Below are 17116 nucleotides of genomic sequence, written 5' to 3' on the forward strand. Positions count from 1 at the left end.
TCACCTTCTGTTCTTGTAAGACTTGTTGCAAATAATAGTATTTACTATGATTACTTAATCATTTGTTCAATCCACAAATGATAGATTTGTTTAGAAAATATTGGTGTATCTTTAATGATGTAACTAGCTAAGCCACTATTTTTAAGCTGATTTTGAAGAGCGTCTACAGGCAACATCGATAACATGCTTAATATTAAAAATAGGCCAACATAAATCACAACTAAACTTATTATCCCACCCGCTAACCAATTCGCTTGCTTGAGAACTGGAACAAAAACCAATCCATGGGCAAAAATAGCCAAAAAGCGAACCACAAACCAGCCAGCGACTATAATGAGTAAAAATGCCACAGAACCATAAAAAGCTTGGTCTAAATCAAGAGTCAGATCTTGATTGAAAAAAACCAATTTCGTTTCAGCTGTTGGTGATGGATACGGGATGAACAACTCTAGATGAGAGGCCAAACTCTTATAATACGTTTTAGCTACAAAATAAGAACAAAGGTAACCAACTGTATATAGAACTTGCAAAATCAGTCCGCGTCTAGCGCCTGTATAAAAGCCAATGGCTAATAGTAGTAAAATGAGTAATGTTAACATCCTGTCATCCTCTCAGATTATTGGTCTTGAGTGCTCTTACTTTGAATTTGTTGTTTACGGTTTTCATTTAAAATTTGCTGTGCTTCCATATGATTATGGATTTCTACATCTTCTTGTCCATTTTTCTTCAGTACGCCACGAGCTTCTTCTTCTATTGCTTCAATACGTTTGATTCGATTTTCAAGCTCTGCTAATCGAATTGTACGTTTTTTCAATTCAGCCACTTCTTGTTCCAAATTGAGAACTTTCTCTTGTTTTTTCACTTGATCTGAAATCGCATTGATTGCTAACAAAACTGATGCTTGCTCATCATTTGTTTGCGGTGAAATATGTTTGATTTCAGCTAATTGTTCATTGACTAATTTCGTCACTAAATCCATATGTTGTTTGCTTTCTTGTCCGATGATCGTATATGTATGATCGGCAATCACAGCTTTATATCTTGTTTTTTCTTTAACCATGGTCGTGTTCCCTCCTGTGTGATCCGTTACATGCTATTGTATCATGAAAATCATTTTGTGTGTTTTCACATAACCCTTTCCTATTATATGCTACTAAACAGAAAAATTAAAGGTTTAGTGTTATTATTACAACTTTCATTAGCTTTTTTTCTTAAAAACACTTCTCACTAGAATTTTTGACTTTATTCTCATACAATTATGTAAGAAAAGGTGTTAGTGTCTCTATTTCATATCAGAACAACAAACAACTCACTTTTTCAGGAAAGGACGATACATTTATGAAAATTTTCATTTTTGGCATTGGAAAAAAAGAACAACCTGTTGCTGAACAATGGGCCAAACAAACCGGAGTTCAAATTGACTTCACCGCTCAAGAATTAAATGCGCAAACAATCTCGCTGGCAAAAGGAGCGGATGGTATTTCCTTTCAACAAATGGCTCCTGTTTATGATGAAAAAATATATCAAACTATGGCTGAAAATAAAACATTTTTGCTTGGCACTCGTTCAGCTGGTATTGATGGATTGAATAAAGAATATCTAAAAAAGTATCAAATCAATGCGTGTAATGTCCCGGTGTATAGCCCTCGTGCTATTGCTGAACACGTCTTGACATTGACTATGATGTTACTACGTCAAATGCCAAGATTATTACAAAGAGAACAACAACAAAATTTCATCTTAGATGGTTTGATTGGAAGAGAGATTCACGAGTTGACTGTTGGCGTTGTAGGTACTGGACATATTGGATTGGTCACAGCTCAGTTATTTAAAGCGCTTGGCGCAACGATTATCGGATATGATAAATACCCTAAAAATGATATAGAACATATTCTTACTTATCGTGATTCTTTAGAAGACGTTGCTGCAAAAGCAGATATTCTAACACTTCATACACCCTATTTACCAGAGAACCATCATTTGATTGATCAGAAGATCTTAGGTTTGATGAATTCTGATTCACTTTTGATCAATACAGCTCGTGGCCCACTAGTTGATACACAAGCATTGATTCATGCCTTGCAAAATGGACAAATCGCAGGAGCTGGCCTAGATACACTAGAAGATGAAATGTTCTATGTGAATAAAACAAAATCCCAGCAAGTAGAACAAAATCCCTATATCGAGAAATTATTGACGTTGGATAATGTGATTGTTAGTCCACACATCGCTTTTTATACTTTACAAGCTTCCAAAATATTAATGGAAAACTCATTAAACAGTTTATATGCACTATATACTGAAGGTACAGCCGATTCTTTGATTCAATTATAAAAAAATAGAGTGTACAGTTTTTAACTGCACGCTCTATTTTTTTATAACATATCAAATAATGATAATTGATTTTCATCTGGTAAATCTTTTAAGACGCCATTTTCCGTCATGTACTCAATCAATGTTTTCGATACTTTACCTCGGCTCGCAAGATCTTCTTTTGACAAGAAGGGTTCTTCTCTTGCTTCGACAATTGATTTAGCTACGTTAAGTCCTAAGCTGGGAACAGCTCTAAACGGTGCAATCAACGTATCACCCTCTATTACAAAATTCTCAGCATCTGATTTGTATAAATCGATCATGCCAAATTTAAAGCCTCGTTCGATCATCTCGTTTGCTAGCTCCAAAACAGTCAATAGATTTTTTTCTTTTGTTGAAGCTTCCAAGCCTTTATCTTGAATCTCCTTCATTCTAGCCTTTACTGCTTCTTTTCCTTGCGACATTGCAACTAAATCAAAATCATCAGCTCGTACAGAGAAATAAGCACAGTAATACAGAATAGGGAAATAAACTTTAAAGTAAGCAACACGCAAAGCCATTAAAACATAAGCTGCTGCATGGGCTTTAGGAAACATGTATTTGATTTTTGAACAAGAATCAATATACCAATCTGGGACATTATTCTCTTTCATTGCCGTTAAATATTCTTCCCTTAATTCATCTGGAATTTTATTCCATAGACCTTTACGCACGGTTTCCATAATCTTAAAGGCCATCCCACTATCTAAACCAGCATGAATCAAATAAACCATGATATCATCACGACAACCGATCACTTCAGCTAGATTCGCTTCACCTCGACGGATCAGTTCTTCAGCATTCCCCAGCCAAACGTCCGTTCCATGTGACAACCCTGATATTTGGAGTAACTCCGCAAAAGTTGATGGATGCGTCTCTTCTAACATCCCCCGTACGAATCGAGTCCCAAACTCAGGTATTCCCAAAGTACCTGTTTTAGAATAAATTTGTTCTGCTGTTACGCCTAAGACTTCTGGTCCAGCAAAAATGCGCATCATTTCAGGATCATCCGTTGGAATCGTTTTAGGATCAATCCCGGATAGATCTTGCAACATTCGAATAACGGTAGGATCATCATGCCCTAGAATATCTAGTTTCAAAATATTATCATGGATTGAATGGAAATCAAAGTGCGTTGTTTTCCATTCAGAGTTTTGATCATCTGCTGGATATTGGATTGGAGTAAAGTCATACACATCCATGTAATCTGGGATAACAATAATCCCTCCTGGATGCTGTCCAGTTGTTCGTTTCACACCAGTAGATCCTTTGGCTAAACGATCCACTTCAGCTCCTCTAAAGTGAAGATTGTGGTCACGTTCATAGCCTTTTACGAATCCATATGCTGTTTTATCCGCCACAGTACCAATTGTTCCAGCTCGATAGACATATTCCTCACCAAACAACACTTTTGTATAGTTATGTGCTTCCGCTTGATAGTCCCCTGAAAAGTTCAAATCGATATCGGGTACTTTATCTCCATGGAAACCTAGGAAAGTTTCAAACGGAATATCGTGCCCGTCTTTAAATAATCGCTGTCCACAATTTGGACAATTTTTCTCTGGCATATCAAAGCCTGAACCATATGAACCATCTTCAAAAAACTCTGAATGTTTACAATTGACACAATGATAATGAGGCGCTAAAGGATTGACCTCTGTAATCCCCGTCATCGTCGCAACAAAACTTGAACCAACGGACCCACGAGAACCAACCAAATAACCATCTTCCATACTCTTATGCACTAATTTTTGCGAGATCAAATAAATAACTGAGAACCCATTGCCAATAATACTATCCAATTCTTTTTTCAAACGTTTTTCAACAATATCAGGTAACGGATCTCCGTAAAGTTCTTTTGCACGAGTGTAACTTAAATTTCTGATTTCATCTTCAGAACCAGGAATTTTTGGCGTGTACAAATCATCTTTAACAGGGGTGATTTCGTCACACATATCGGCGATTGCATTAGGGTTTTCTACAACAATCCGATGCGCTGTTTCTTCCCCTAAAAATTGGAAAGCAGTCAACATTTCATCTGTTGTTCTAAAATGTACTGCAGGTAAACTATGACGATTCAATGGGTTCGCTCCACCCATAGAACCAACTAATATCTTACGGTAAATACTATCTTCTTCGTTAAGATAATGAGCATTCCCTGTCGCAACAACTGGTTTTTCCAATTCATCTCCGATTTTCACTAGATTCGTAATGATTTCTTCCAAATCTGCTTCACTTTTTACCAATTCCTGTTCCAATAAAGGAGCATAAACAGCTTTTGGCATAACTTCGATATAATCATAAAATTTCGCGCGATTTTTAGCTTCTTCCACACCTTTTTGCATCATGGCTTCAAAAATTTCACCATTAGAACATGCTGATCCAATAATCAAGCCTTCTCGTAACTTATTCAATTGAGAACGCGGAATTCGTGGGATTCTGAAAAAGTAATTAATATTAGACATTGAAATCAATTTAAAAAGATTTTTCAAACCAGCTTGTGTCGTTGCTAAAATTGTAGCATGAAACGGTCTCGCTCGTTTGTAAGAATCCCCTTCTCCAATATGCATATTCAATTCATCATGGTAATTCATCCCATGATTTTCTTTCGCATCTTTCAAAAAGATCCAACACAAATGGCCAGTTGACTCGGAATCATAGATCGCTCGGTGATGTTGTTCTAAATTTACGCCAAATTTCTTGGATAATGTATTCAGACGATGACTTTTAAATGTCGGATGTAAAAATCGAGATAATTCTAATGTATCAATAACTGGATTTTCGGCTTCTGGAATAGCATATTTCCCATAACTTGTATTTAAGAACCCCATATCAAATGATGCATTGTGGGCAACTAGAATCGTATCTTGTGAAAATTCTCTAAATAGACGAAGTACTTCTTCCTCTGATTTTGAGCCGCGTACCATTTCATCTGTGATCCCTGTTAAATTAATGGTTGTTTGAGATAATGGATGACCTGGATCAATAAATTGCTCGAATGTATCGATGATATTTCCCTTATGCATTTTGACCGCCGCAAGCTCAATGATTGTGTCATACACTGCTGAAAGTCCCGTCGTTTCCACGTCAAATACGACGTACGTTGCATCTGTCAGCTCAATATGCGCTTCATTATAGGCAATTGGTACACCATCATCTACAACGTTGGCTTCCACACCATATAATATTTTGACTCCCGCTTTTTTCCCAGCACTATGCGCATCAGGAAACCCTTGGGCACCACCATGATCGGTAATTGCAATTGCTTTGTGTCCCCATTTACCTGCTTGAGCCACATAATCTGCAACATTGTTTGTCGCATCCATTGTACTCATATTACTGTGCAGGTGCAGCTCGACACGTTTGTCCCCATCTGGAGCATAGTCTTTACGTGGTGCGTGTTTGACTTCCATCAAATCTTGACAATTCATTACTAAATCACGCATAAACGTATCTTCTTGTATACTTCCACGAACACGTACCCAACTGTTTTTTTGAATGGCATCAAAGATTTGCTCATCTTTTTCACCATTTGAAAATTTCTTAACAATAAACGATGACGTATAATCTGTAATCTTTAAAATCAAAATTTTTCGCTTAGAACGTAATTCACGCACTTCCACATCAAAAACGAATCCTTCGATTGTTACGCGTCGCTCTTCTTCTAAGATATTGCCCATAGGCATGATTGGTTCGTCATTTGGAATATTACGCCCCAATCTAATAGGACCTTCAAGTGCAGGACCTTGTTGTTGTTGCTGTTTTTTCTTTTGTTCATGTTTGACAAGTGATTCTGCCGCTTGTTGTTGAAACGCCGCATCTTGTTCTTGTTTACGTTCTTCAAACAATGCCAAAACACGTTTAGCTTGTTGTTCGTCCATTTTAGGGTCGATATGAAATTTTTGAAAACCGTAATTAATATACAACTCTTCGATGATTGGTAAATATTGTTGTTTTAAATACGGGATCACCGCTTCATTATCGACTGGTAAAATAATTTTTTTATCCTCGATAATAGGCGTTTGTGTTTTGATAACACGTTGAACTAAAGGCGTATCACACTGACTATTCAATAAAGCTAATTGCCAGTAATCCGTCAATTGTTCCTCCGTAAATTCACTTTTGTCTGCTGAAATTTTTACAGATACACTTGCTATTTGTTGAAAGGCAAGTTCCAATTGTTGCATAAAAGATTGGTATAACATCACAGGTAAAATTTCAGCGAATCCTAAATGGAATTCCCATAAGCGGCTTTGTTGATGAACGACTACTTTGTCAATTCTTCCTTGTTGGATAAGCGGATGCTGCCGTTCTTGTTCATTTAATTGAATTTGATCAATCAACTTTGCAAATAATTCTTGTGCCTTTTCTGCCACTAAATGAACCTCCTTATTTTGAAAGCACAGCAGGCTCGTTGCGTTTCGACTGAAAAATAGGCCTTTTTTATGACGGCCATCTTTTTAACCTCGATCATAATTAGTCTTTTTCTTAGAAACTAGCCTGCAAAGCTAGATAACATTAAAAGTGTAACGGGCTTGTTCAGTAAAGCTATACGCCAGTATTTTACTTGATAAGAAAGAGGCCCTTAGACATTTCTGCCAAGTGCCTCGCCACAGTTAAGTATACTATTTTTTTTAGTGAAACACAATGTAAACAAAAATCCCTCTTAGAATACATGGTTTCATATAGACTAGCAAATAATTCAAAAAGCTATCTATGGAATCTGATCATATATCCATTCCATAGATAGCATTATGTTATTCTTTGTCAGCGTTTAATAGGATAGAAAGTGTACTTTCCAATTCTTCCTTACGAACCTCGACCATTTCCCCAGTTCGTTTGATTTTCACTTCTACAACACCATCGACAGCTTTTTTACCAACTGTAATCCGAATCGGACATCCAATCAAGTCAGCATCAGCAAATTTCACCCCAGCTCGTTCATTGCGGTCATCGACTAATACTTCATAACCAGCTGTTGTCATCATTTCTTCAACTTCTTGAGCTAGTTTGATTTGGTACTCATCTTTAATGTTCATTTGAACAACATGTAAATCAAATGGAGAAATTCCTGCTGGCCAATTGATACCATTTTCATCGATATTTTGTTCAACAATCGCTGAGAGTAAACGACTGACACCAATGCCGTAACACCCCATGATAACGTGTTTCTCTCTACCATTTTCATCTAAAACTGTTGCGCCCATCGCTTCACTGTAACGCGTTCCTAGTTTAAAGATATGGCCAATTTCAATCCCTTTAGTAAATTCTAAAATACCATTTCCATCAGGTGATGGATCGCCTTCTTGAACAAAGCGTAAGTCTTCATAGCTGATTGGTGTAAAGTCACGGCCTGGATTCACATTACTTAAATGGAATCCTGTTTCATTCGCTCCTACAATAGCATTTGCCATATCTTGGATGTGTAAATCAGCAAATAACTTCACTTCTTCAGATAATTCAACAGGACCAACTGAACCAAAATCTGCACCTAAGTATTTACGTGCATCTTCATCTGTCGCTTCTTCTAAGAAATCCACACCTAAAAAGTTTTTCAACTTAACATCATTGACCTCATGATCGCCACGAACTAAAACTAAAACAGGTTCGTCATCAGCAATAAATAAAACTGATTTGATGATTCGTTGTGGCTCAACATTGAAAAATGATGCAACTTGTTCAATTGAGGAAACATCTGGTGTTGCTACCTTTTCGATATCCAATTGTGTTTCATGTGATTTTTTTGGTGTATAAAGGCTTGTTGCCATTTCTAAGTTTGCTGCATAATCACCTTCAGTTGAGAAACAAATTGTGTCTTCACCGATATCAGAAATAGCCATGAATTCTTTAGAATCCTTTCCGCCCATAGCACCGCCATCCCCAATGATCGCTCTAAAATCAAGCCCACAACGTTCGAATATAGCAGAATATGCTTTTTCATAGTCACGGTATGATTGATCTAAGCTCTCTTCATTAGAGTGGAAAGAGTAGCCATCTTTCATGATAAATTCTCTACCTCTTAACAAACCAAAACGAGGGCGTTTTTCATCGCGGTATTTTGTTTGAATTTGATAAAGGTTCAACGGTAGACGTTTATACGAATTTATCTCATTACGAATCAATTCCGTAAAGGTTTCCTCATGCGTTGGGCCGAGGATATAGTCACGCTCATTACGATCTTTCAAACGATAAAGATTTGGCCCATATGTTTCATAACGCCCAGACTCTTTCCATAATTCAGCTGGTAGTAACGCTGGCATCAGCATTTCAATGGCATCAATTTTGTCGAACTCTTCGCGCATGATTTTTTTTAATTTTTCAAGTACTCGATTTGCTAATGGCAAATAAGAATAGATTCCCGCAGAGACTTGACGAATGTATCCTGCTCTAAGAAGCATTTGATGACTTAACACCTCTGCATCATTTGGCACCTCGCGTAAAGTTGGGATTAGCATTTTTGACTGTTTCATTAGAACTCTCCTTTGTTTAGACGAATTGTTGAATCTCCTCAAGTGATTCGTTTATAAACTTCAATTAATTATGTTAAAAGAAAAAACGTTGAATATCATTCCAAGTAACTAACACCATCAATACCATGATGAAACCAAAACCAATTAATGTTAGTATGCCTTCTTTTTCTTGGCTTAGCGGTTTACCTCTAAGTCCTTCAAAAATATTTAAAACGATTTTACCACCATCCAAAGCTGGTATTGGCAATAAATTTATGATCCCTAGATTGACTGATAACATAGCCATCAACCAAATCACTGTATTCAAGCCAGCTTTTGACGCTTCTGAAGACATCTGGAACATCATAACCGGACCACCCAATTTATCTAAACTAAACCCAGTAACTAATGATTTCAGCGCCTTGAAAATCTGCATAGAATTATTTATCGTTTCTTGAAATCCACCCAGCAGTTTGTCTGCTAACCCAGTTTTTTTAGGTGGTAATATTCCGATAACGCCAATTTCTTGTTTACCTGATTTTTGGCTTTTAGGTGTAATATCAACTTCTCTCGTTTTACCACCAGATTCAACCAATAGATTCAATTCTTTGTCTGGACTCTCTTGGATAATTTTTGTAAAATCAGTCCAATCGTTGACTTTCTCTCCATCAATCGATACAATCTTATCATTTGCTTTCAAGCTAGCTTTTTCTGCTGGACTATCTGGTTGAATACCACCAATCAGATTTGTATTTGTGTAGGTTACGCCACCTTGCATAAACACATATATTGTAAACAATACAAAAGCCAAAATAAAGTTATTCATCGGACCCGCAAAGTTTGTTAGCATCCGTTGCCATAGCTTAGCTGATTGAAACTGTACGTCAATTGGTGCAATTCGAACTTCCGTTCCATCTTGTTCAATGATCGTTGCATCATGATTCACTTTATAAGTGATTTCTTCAGATTCATTACCGTTGACATATCCTTTGATAAATAAATCCTTTTCCAAGTCTGCTTCCAACATTTCCATCGGAATACTATTTGTCAATTGCACTTTCTTGCTTGTGTTGATTTTTACGACTTCTTCCTGTTCGTTTAACGCCAAAGAAAGAGTCATTCCGGGGGCTAATTCTGTTTCATCTTCCCCCATACCAGCCATCCGTACATACCCGCCGATTGGTAAAATCCGAATTGTATATGTTGTGCCATCTTTCCCTTGATGAGCAAAAATCTTCGGTCCCATTCCAATCGCGAATTCACGTACTAAGATACCTGAACGTTTTGCGAAGAAAAAATGCCCAAATTCATGTACTAAGACAAGAATTCCAAAGACAATAATAAATGTAATAATTGTTTTCATGACTAACCTTCTTCCTTTATCCATCTTTCTACGATAGTTCTTGTTTGTTTATCGATTTCGATCACTTCTTCCAAAGTAACTTCGTTAGCTTCTGTATAGTTTTGAACTGCTTTAAGAACCAATTCTTCAATTTGAAGATAAGAGATTTTACCTTCTAAAAACGCATTCGCCGCAATTTCATTTGCAGCATTGTAAACAGTTGGGTAGCCTCCACCTTTTTTTCCTACAGTAAATGCTAATTCCAACATAGGGAATCGTTCAAAATCCATTGGTTCAAAATTTAATTGGCCAATCTTTGTCAGATCGAATGATTTTTCATCTTTGATTGGCAAACGATTTGGGTAAGTCAACGCATATTGAATCGGCTCTCTCATGTCACTTGGCCCCAGTTGTGCTAAGTACGCACCGTCTTTTAAAACAATCATTGAATGAACAATACTTTCTTTATGTAAAACAACTTTTATTCTATCATAATCTATGCCAAATAACCAATGAGCCTCGATAACTTCTAACCCTTTATTCATCATTGTAGAAGAATCTATTGTAATTTTTTTACCCATTGACCAATTTGGATGCTTAAGCGCCTCTTCTAAAGTAACAAATTCTAACTCGTCTCGATTTAAATCTCTGAAACTTCCTCCAGACGCTGTGATGACCAATTCTTTCAGATTCCCTTTTTCTTGAGTATTTAAACATTGAAAAATAGCTGAATGTTCACTATCGACAGGTAAAATACTTACATTGTATTTTTGGGCTGCTTCCATGACCCATTTCCCTGCCATTACCAGTGTTTCTTTGTTTGCCAAAGCAATATCTTTTCCTCGTTCAATTGCAGCCATCGTTGGTTTTAGTCCGACACTTCCAGTAACAGCCGTTAAAACAACATCGACATCTTCAAGCGTCGCCGCTTTTATAAGTCCCTCTTCTCCGACCCCAAATTTTACATCTGGAAAACGCGCTGCTAACATTGTTCTCATCTCTTCTGAGCCAACGCCAACATATTGAGGCTTCAATTGTTCAATTAAGGCTGCACCTTTTTCGCTATTTGAATGGAACGTCAATGAAACTATTTTGAATTTATCTGGATAAGCTGTCGCAACATCTACTGAATTGATGCCAATTGAACCCGTTGCTCCTAATAATGCAATTTTTTTCATAGTAAAAAGAAAAACCCTGAACATTCAGAGTTTTTCACCTTCCCTTCTTGTTTAGAAATTAAAATAGTCCGAATAAATGCATAATTGGAAAAACAAAAAGTAAGCTGTCAAAACGATCAAGTATTCCACCATGACCTGGTAAAATATTGCCTGAGTCTTTAACGTCATAATGTCGTTTAATAGATGATTCAACTAAATCACCAAATTGGCCAACAATCGAAAAAACGACCGTTATAGCTAACATGATTGGAAGATTGTAAGCAAATAACTCTTTATTCGGTGTAAATATCAAGAATAAAAATGCAACGACAACTGCACTTAAAATCCCACCTAATGATCCTTCAATCGTCTTGTTCGGCGAAACTTCTGGCCATAATTTTCTTTTACCAAAACGTTTCCCGATAAAATAGGCACCAATATCTGTTGACCACACAACGAATAGTGCATAAAGTAAAACAACAAACCCTGTATGTCTAGCACTCACAAAATTTTGGAACCCAACGCCCACGTATAAACTTGTAATCACTGGAAATCCAGCTTGAGAGATCGTATACATATTTTTTGAAGCAACTAAACCGCCTAATAGAATCATGACTGTTAGATAAAATAAAATAAAATTATCGGCTTTTTCAGGTAAAAAGAAAAACCATTGGTCTTTTGGCAACACCAAAAATACTGCTCCCAAGGCTGAAAGTACACCTTCAAAACTGGCTATCTCCAACCCTTTCATTCTAAATAATTCATAAACACCTACGACTGCCAATACCGCTGCCGCAAGCTCAATAACAAACCCACCGTACCAAATGATAGGTATGAACACTACTAATGCTACCGCCGCTGTAATAACGCGCTGTCTCATTTTTCTTCCTCCTCTGTTTCTTTTAACCCACCGAAACGGCGGTTTCTATTTTGAAACGATGCTAAAGCACTCTCTAATAATTCATCATTAAAATCGGGCCACAAAGCATCCGTGAAAAACAATTCGCTATACGCAATCTGCCAAAGTAAAAAGTTGCTGATTCTTTCTTCGCCACTCGTTCGAATCAACAATTCAGGATCTCTTAACTCATTTGATAAAAAGCCAGTCATCAAATGATCCGCAATTGTGGCTTCAGTGATGTCTTCAGGTGACAGCTCGCGATTCGCTGTCTTTGTTGCTATTTCTTTGACTGCAGTTAAAATTTCAGCCCTTGAACCATAGTTTAATGCAAAATTTAAAACCATCCCAGTATTGTTCTTAGTCTGTTCAATTGCTCGGTCTACAGCGTCTTGTGTATGTGCAGGCAAAAACTCTTTATAGCCCATTACTTGCACTTTCACATTTTCTTTGATTAATTCCGGTACAAATGTGTCGAAAAAATCAACGGGCAACTGCATCAAAAAGCTAACCTCATCCGTTGGGCGTTTCCAATTTTCTGTAGAAAATGCATATAAAGTCAGAACTTTGATCCCTAATTTACTCGCATGCTTTGTCACTTTCTTTACAGTATTCATACCTTCTTTGTGTCCAGCAATTCTAGGTAAACGTCGATTTTGAGCCCAACGACCGTTTCCATCCATAATTATTGCTACATGTCCTGGAAGTGGACCTTCATGACTAAATGTAAATGTACTCTCTTTTTGTATGTACTTATTCTTTTGTGGAAAAAAGCGTAACATATTTTCCCTCCATTCCAAAAATCTGTCTAGACTATTATAGCAATATCTTATAGAAATGCCTATGCAAATGAAAAGATTTTCGATATTATTTAATAATTTAGTACACTATTTACTATTTTAACGCACTAATCCAACATAATTTGTTACAATCTATTATTTTACATAAAAATATTTCTATGTCAAAAAAAGAAAGTGCAACAAAAACCAACAGCGTTTTGTTGTACTTTCTAAAAAGATCACTTAACTCATTTTTTTGATCGATCTAATCTTCTTTAGCAGTAGATTTAGTATCATCAGGTTTTAAATTCCCTTTACTAATGCCGATTTGAACAACAGAATTAGTTGGAAGAAACTCATTGTATTGACTCATATTGACAACGGTTCCCTTGGTTACTGTTGAGTCAACATAATAAACTTGATACGTGATATTCGCTCCTTTTGATTGATACTCATCATAAAAAATCTTTTGAAGATCTCCTTCTAAGGTATTATCACGTAAATCTTTCATATAAGGTTTTCCGAAAGAATAAACCACTTGGATCACAGGTTTTTCATCTTTTTCAGTATATTTTTTCCCAATTTCTACCGATTGGCTTATAAATCTACCGTAAGGAACATCATCACTAAAGACTTGTTTCACTTGCACTTGCAGTCCGTTCGCTTTTGCATCTGCTTCTTCTGATGTAAACTGTGAAAAATCTGGAACAATCATCGCTTTCCCCGTTGAAACAGTTATCGCCATTGAATCTTTCTTGGCAACTTTGGTGTCTTTTCCAATATTTTGTGAAATGACTTTCCCGTTTTCGATTTTATCTGAATCTGCTTCATCAACTTTCAGCGTGATGTCATTTTTCTTAGCCCACTCTGTCACTTCATCTTTTGCTTTACCAGTAAAATCAGGTACTGAGATGTCTTTTTCAAACACTTCTTTTCCTTTTGAAAAATACACTTTTGCTTTATCTTTGCGTTTATAATTTTCAGCTTTGACATCTTTATTCGTTATTTCAAATTTTATATAGTCGCCGGCTGGTACTTTGTCACTATATTCTTCAATAATCGCCAGATTTTCTGCTTTTTTCTCACTTATCCAACTCTTTGCATCTTTGATTTTCATTGATTTAAAATCAGCTAAAGCTATCCCTTCATCCGGATCCGGGCCTAAACTTGCATCAACGACTAATTCTTTTCCTTTTTTAATCTTTTTATTCTTCACATTTTGATGGATGACTGCGTTGGCTGCTTTATCAAAATCATATTTTTGCTCTACCTGAAGTTTGACACCATTTTCGGATGTCCACTCACGTACTTCTGCCAATTCTTTTCCTTCAAAATTCGGTACTTCCACATGTGTTAATTGATAATACCCAAAATAGAGCAGAGAAACGGACAATATACTTATAAGAGCAATAAGAGTGTATTTTCTTATTTTTTTCTTTTTATATGTTGGATCAGTTTCAATCACTTCTTCTGGATTTTTTGACTGATTTCTTGTTGCAGTGATTGGTTCAACAGTTACAATTTCTTTTTTTGGTTCAGTTTTTTTCTTTTTGATACGTTTCTTTGTATAAATCAACTCTTCTGACTTTTCTGGTTGGGTTCTTGTTTCAGGAGATTTCGGTACATTATCAGGGCTATTCTTAGGTCCTGGAACAACGTTTGAATGAACTTCATTTGATGAAAATGAGTCATTCTGATTTAATAAAGGCTTTTCAGTCTTCATTTTTTTTGTTGATTCTTTTTTGCTTAATTTCTCTCTTTGCTCATTTTTTTGCTGACGAGTTTTCTCATAGTTATCTCCGCTAAAATTGGATAAAAAATCACTCATATTTTTTTAACACACCTTTTTTCAGGTAATAGGTTTCATCAGATTGTGCCGCAATATCATTTGAATGCGTCACAACAATGACACATTTATTATGAACTTTGGCAAGATTATGAAAAATATCAACAATCTCTTGTTCCATTCCTTCATCTAAGTTTCCCGTTGGTTCATCGGCTAGAATAACATCCACGTTTGTTGCTAAAGCGCGCGCAATTGCCACACGCTGTTGTTCTCCCCCAGAAAGTTGATTTACAAGTCGATCCGCTTTCTCACTTGTAATTCCGATATAATCTAAAAGGTTATAAGCAACTTCTTTTTGATTAGGTGGCAGTTCATTATCTGTGATCGACATTGCTACCAAGACATTTTCTAATGCAGTTAGATAAGGAACCAAATTATAACTTTGAAAAATGATACTAATATCATCACGGCGATATTTTTCATAGCCGATCGTTTTAATATCTTGTCCATTTAATAATACTTGACCTTCTTTAGGAGTATCCAATGCACTAATCAACGAAAGGAATGTTGTTTTTCCAGACCCTGATTGTCCTAAAATGGTATAAAACTTCCCTTTTTCAAACGAAACGCTAGTATCTTTCAAAATAAAACGACGCTGATCGCCATCTTGATAAAAATAACTAAGATTCTTTGTTTCTAATATTGCCATTTTCACATACCTCCTACATCATAATTTTCTTTGGATTCAAGCGAACAATATATAGTAATGGTAAAATTGCTGCTAATAACACTGTACCTAAGCCAACAACGAGATAGGTGATGATATAGCCTAATGAGAATTTCACTTCATAAGCGTTCATGATATCATCGCTTGTTAGATCAGTAGATCCTAATCCATCCATAGTCATAAACATATCCATTTGATTCGTTGTAGTGCTCAATATATCACTATTTAATAACGATTCTGAAACTAATTTCCCTAAGAAATTACCTGTAATCAAAGAGAGTATCAAGGCAATTCCACTAATGATCAACATTTCGATAATAATTTGTCCCATAACATGGCTACGTTTATCTCCTAATGATAAATAGATACCTAATTCATGTTTACGATCACGCATAAACAACAGTACCACAAGAGAAATGATCAATAATGTTGCAATAACAGCAATCATAACAACATACCCTGAGATTTGAGACATTTTTTTCATGCTACCACCAATTTGTTCGTATTGATCAGTTGATGCTTTCACCGTGTATAATTTTGGTAAAAGGGGTTGCGTTTCTTGTTTGAAAGCCTCTACATCATCTGGACTTTTCAATACATAAATTGGCGTATAATATTCTTCTTGGTCTTCTTCTGTCACAAATTGACTATCAGGTGCAACTTTTTTTAATTTGTCTTCGTAGTCTTTATTGATTTCGAGCACTGTCTTATTTGGCAAATAAACAGTATTGAGTTGTTGTAGCGACATGAATTGCTGATTCATGTCTTGATCTTCCTCTTTTTTACTTTCTTTGTCTTTCATTTCTACAGTGGTTGGTTCAAAAATTCCAATGATTTGGATTGGAACATCTATCTTAAATAGTTCCTTCTCTTCACCACTCTCAGTATAATCATATCCCCGAGTGTCCATCACCATTTGGTCTCCAACAGACAAGCCGTTTTCTTCTGCCACTTTTGACGAAATCAGTCCAACATTTTTACCATTATCAATGTCTTCTTGCGTGAACACTTTACCATCTACGACTTTTATATTCTTTTCTTCAACATCTACAATTTTATGATAGTTTGACCCCTTTAATGTAAAACCTTCCATCATTCCACCAGATTCTTCTGAATCCATAGAGGCACTTTTAAGATCTTTTGTTTGTGAGTAACTTACTGCATTATAATCATAGTATTTTACATAAGGAGACTCTCCAATTTTTTTCATCAAATCGACTTTAAGTTGGTCAATTTTAAGATCTTCTTTTGCAAATTCTTCTTGATTATTTTCGTAATCAAGTTGAACAGTTGCCATAGCACCTAACTGTTTTTTAACACTTTTTTCAACATTTTGAGTAGATTGCTGAATTGCAATCGAACCTGCGATAACATTCCCTAATACAAATATCACTGCAAATAAAATAAGTGACTTTCCTTTTTTTCGAGTGACGCTGCATAATGCTCGTTTAATAAAATTCACGTTCTCATCTCCTTTTAAGAAAAATATAACTAATATCATTATTCCATAACACTTCACGATAAACAAGCTGTTTTTTCCTTAGTAGGCTAATCTTACAATTTTAATAGATTATAATTTTATAATTGTTTATTTTGATTTTTAAAATAACAACTTTATTATGAAAA

12 protein-coding genes are annotated in these 17116 nt (G+C 35.9%); 1 reads left to right on the top strand and 11 read right to left on the bottom strand.

The window, feature by feature from the left end:
• Nucleotides 1-50: 50 nt before the first annotated feature.
• Nucleotides 51-599 (bottom strand): CvpA family protein, encoded by a 549-nt coding sequence (locus tag I586_RS02135; protein WP_010764817.1) that lies wholly within the window; start codon nt 597-599, stop codon nt 51-53.
• Nucleotides 600-616: 17 nt separating this feature from the next.
• Entirely contained in the window at nt 617-1060 is a 444-nt protein-coding gene (zapA, locus tag I586_RS02140; protein WP_010764816.1) for a cell division protein ZapA, read from the bottom strand.
• Nucleotides 1061-1338: 278 nt separating this feature from the next.
• On the opposite strand from zapA, the gene I586_RS02145 reads away from it, so the two are divergent.
• Nucleotides 1339-2334 (top strand): NAD(P)-dependent oxidoreductase, encoded by a 996-nt coding sequence (locus I586_RS02145; protein ID WP_010764815.1) that lies wholly within the window; start codon nt 1339-1341, stop codon nt 2332-2334.
• Between the two features lie 41 nt (nt 2335-2375).
• Here I586_RS02145 and I586_RS02150 read toward each other — a convergent pair whose 3' ends face one another.
• The 9 genes from I586_RS02150 to I586_RS02190 all read right to left on the bottom strand — a co-directional run bounded on the left by I586_RS02150 (nt 2376) and on the right by I586_RS02190 (nt 16952).
• Nucleotides 2376-6728 carry a PolC-type DNA polymerase III gene (locus I586_RS02150; RefSeq protein ID WP_010764814.1) on the bottom strand — a complete coding sequence of 1451 codons (4353 nt, stop codon included), beginning with the start codon at nt 6726-6728 and terminating at the stop codon, nt 2376-2378.
• 381 nt (nt 6729-7109) lie between these two features.
• Nucleotides 7110-8822, bottom strand: coding sequence for a proline--tRNA ligase (locus I586_RS02155; protein WP_010764813.1), 1713 nt, complete (start codon nt 8820-8822; stop codon nt 7110-7112).
• Between the two features lie 73 nt (nt 8823-8895).
• Nucleotides 8896-10164 carry an RIP metalloprotease RseP gene (gene rseP / locus I586_RS02160; RefSeq protein WP_010764812.1) on the bottom strand — a complete coding sequence of 423 codons (1269 nt, stop codon included), beginning with the start codon at nt 10162-10164 and terminating at the stop codon, nt 8896-8898.
• Between the two features lie 2 nt (nt 10165-10166).
• Entirely contained in the window at nt 10167-11321 is a 1155-nt protein-coding gene (locus I586_RS02165; protein WP_010764811.1) for a 1-deoxy-D-xylulose-5-phosphate reductoisomerase, read from the bottom strand.
• 58 nt (nt 11322-11379) lie between these two features.
• Complete coding sequence (locus tag I586_RS02170) at nt 11380-12180, bottom strand: phosphatidate cytidylyltransferase (RefSeq protein ID WP_010764810.1); 801 nt, start codon at nt 12178-12180, stop codon at nt 11380-11382.
• The gene (locus I586_RS02175; RefSeq protein WP_010764809.1) at nt 12177-12980 is read right to left on the bottom strand and encodes an isoprenyl transferase; all 804 of its coding nucleotides are present in this window, start codon (nt 12978-12980) and stop codon (nt 12177-12179) included. Before I586_RS02175 ends, I586_RS02170 begins: the two co-directional genes overlap by 4 nt.
• A gap of 262 nt (nt 12981-13242) precedes the next feature.
• Complete coding sequence (locus I586_RS02180) at nt 13243-14805, bottom strand: PASTA domain-containing protein (protein WP_010764808.1); 1563 nt, start codon at nt 14803-14805, stop codon at nt 13243-13245.
• Complete coding sequence (locus I586_RS02185; RefSeq protein ID WP_010764807.1) at nt 14798-15472, bottom strand: ABC transporter ATP-binding protein; 675 nt, start codon at nt 15470-15472, stop codon at nt 14798-14800. The genes I586_RS02180 and I586_RS02185 overlap by 8 nt, the downstream gene beginning before the upstream one ends.
• A 13-nt stretch (nt 15473-15485) precedes the next feature.
• Nucleotides 15486-16952, bottom strand: coding sequence for an ABC transporter permease (locus I586_RS02190; RefSeq protein ID WP_010764806.1), 1467 nt, complete (start codon nt 16950-16952; stop codon nt 15486-15488).
• Nucleotides 16953-17116: the final 164 nt, after the last annotated feature.

It is taken from the genome of Enterococcus moraviensis ATCC BAA-383, from assembly GCF_000407445.1.
Lineage (GTDB): Bacteria > Bacillota > Bacilli > Lactobacillales > Enterococcaceae > Enterococcus_L > Enterococcus_L moraviensis.